The sequence below is a fragment of the Variovorax sp. P4_D9 genome, assembly GCF_056401695.1.
The window spans coordinates 1-1,969 of sequence record NZ_JBFUIU010001235.1 but is presented as its reverse complement, the minus strand read 5'-3'; the positions used below and the strand labels follow the sequence as shown (position 1 = coordinate 1,969).

At 62.9% G+C, this 1,969-nt stretch carries 2 protein-coding genes; both read right to left on the bottom strand.

Going from position 1 to position 1,969, the window contains the following annotated elements:
* Positions 1-705 (bottom strand): alpha/beta fold hydrolase (locus AC1DY5_RS53405; RefSeq protein WP_478122314.1); only part of this gene is annotated, 705 nt, incomplete at its 3' end.
* Between the two features lie 8 nt (positions 706-713).
* On the bottom strand, positions 714-1,583 hold the full coding sequence (locus AC1DY5_RS53400) for a fumarylacetoacetate hydrolase family protein (protein WP_478122313.1): 870 nt from the start codon (positions 1,581-1,583) through the stop codon (positions 714-716).
* Positions 1,584-1,969: the final 386 nt, after the last annotated feature.

The following is a 1,969-nucleotide window of genomic DNA, read 5'->3' as shown; positions in this document are numbered from 1 at the left end:
GCCCTCGAAGACGACCTGGCGGGATTCAGCGATGCGGGAGGCCATCGCAGCGACATTGGCAGGCGGCGCGACGCCGTCCTGATCACCGGTGACGAGCAGCGTCGGCACATCGATCTGCTCGATCTCGGCGGACTGTGCGCCGCCCAGTGCTTCGCAGCTTTGCGCATAACCTTCGGGCGATTGGCGCATTACGCTCTCGCGGACAAGCGCCAGAACGGCAGGCTGGTGCTCCTTCGTTTCCTTGCTGGTTGCAGCCTTGACGATCGCATCCGAAATCTCCTGCATGGCGGCCGCTCCGCCGCGGGCCGCAGTCGCGCGCGCCATGATGCTCGGTCGTGCCGCTTCCGGTGGCGCGACCAGCGGCCCGAACAATGACAACGACTTGACCCTGCCCGGATTGCGCACCACAAAGTGCTGCGCGACGATGGTGCCGAGCGAGTGGGCCATGGCGTGCAGCGATTCCACACCTAGGGTGGCGAGCAGGTCTTCGAGAGCGGCGGCGTAGCGTTCGATCGAGAGCGGCTGTTCCAGCAACGTCGAGCGCCCACTGCCAGGAAGATCCGGCCGGATCACTTTGAAGCCTGACAGCGCAGCCAACAGAGGGGTCCAAGTGTTCGACGAGCCGCCGAGGCCGTGGATGCACAGGAGTGCCTCTCCTTCGCCGTCGATCTCGACAGCCAGCCCTTTGATGATGTGTGTTGTCATCGTGCTGCTCAGACGAACTTGTTTTCGATGGCACCGAGGCCGTCGATCTCGACCCGCACCACATCGCCCGCCTTCAGGTATTGCGGCGGCGACATGCCCATGCCGACGCCCGCCGGCGTGCCCGTGGCGATCATGTCGCCCGGATACAGCGTGATGCCGCGCGAGATGGTCTCGATCAGCGTTGGTATGTCGAAGATCATGTTCTCGGTCGGGCCGTCCTGGCGCAGTTCACCGTTGACCCAGCAGCGCACGCGCGTCTTCGTGCCGTCAAACTCGTCGGCCGTCACGACCCACGGGCCCATCGGGCAGAAGGTGTCGAACGACTTGCCCATGTCCCACTGGCTGTGGCGCACCTGCACATCGCGCGCCGTCACGTCGTTGACGACCGTGTAGCCGAAAGCATGATCCATCGCGTTAGCACGCGTGATGTTCTTGCCGCCCTTGCCGATGACCACGGCAAGTTCGGCTTCGTAGTCGATCTGCTTCGAGATTTCGCTTGGCACCAGCACGTCATCGTGCGGTCCAACTACGCACTCGGGCACCTTGGTGAAGACGATGGGCCACTCGTCGGTCTTCGCTCCGCTGTCCTTGAAAACCGAGGACGACAACTCCTTCGCATGCGCGTGGTAGTTGCGGCCAACGCACCAGACGTTGCGGCGCGGCTTGGGCAGCGGCGCGTCGAGCGCGACATCCGCGACCTTGACGACCGCGCCGTTCGTTGCCGGCAGCTTGCCGCCTTCGGCCAGTGTTTCGATCAGGGTCAGGGCTCCCTTGTCCGCCTGTTCGGGCGTGAGGATGAACGGAGTGATGGTGAGTCCGTCGGCAGACACGAGGCCTGTTTGGCGGCGGCCTTCGGCCAGGTAAGTTGCGATGCGCATGGGGTGTTGACTCTTGTGGTTCTCTTCAAAAATCGCCGGGTTTGAAGGGCTCGGCGGCATGGGATGAACTTTAGGAATTCCAGCCGTTTGGCGCTTATCGGCGCGTCCAGCGACGTATCAGGGAGTCTTGCCATGTTCCTGAATCCGTGAGCCCAAGAGTGAAAGGGGCTCACCCTGCGGGTGCGATCGATTTGAGGTGGTTTGGTAAACGCGAGACAGGTGTGGGGCGTTTATGGGCCTGTTGCAAACGCAGTATCCGATTCCTTCCAATGCGCCCCTTCATCGTCAAGCAACTCGACTACGACCTCACCCCGGTAGCCGGTCTGGCGCTGGTAGGACATCACCTGAATCGACTCGCGCCGGTGTTCAAGCAACTCGATGCCGCC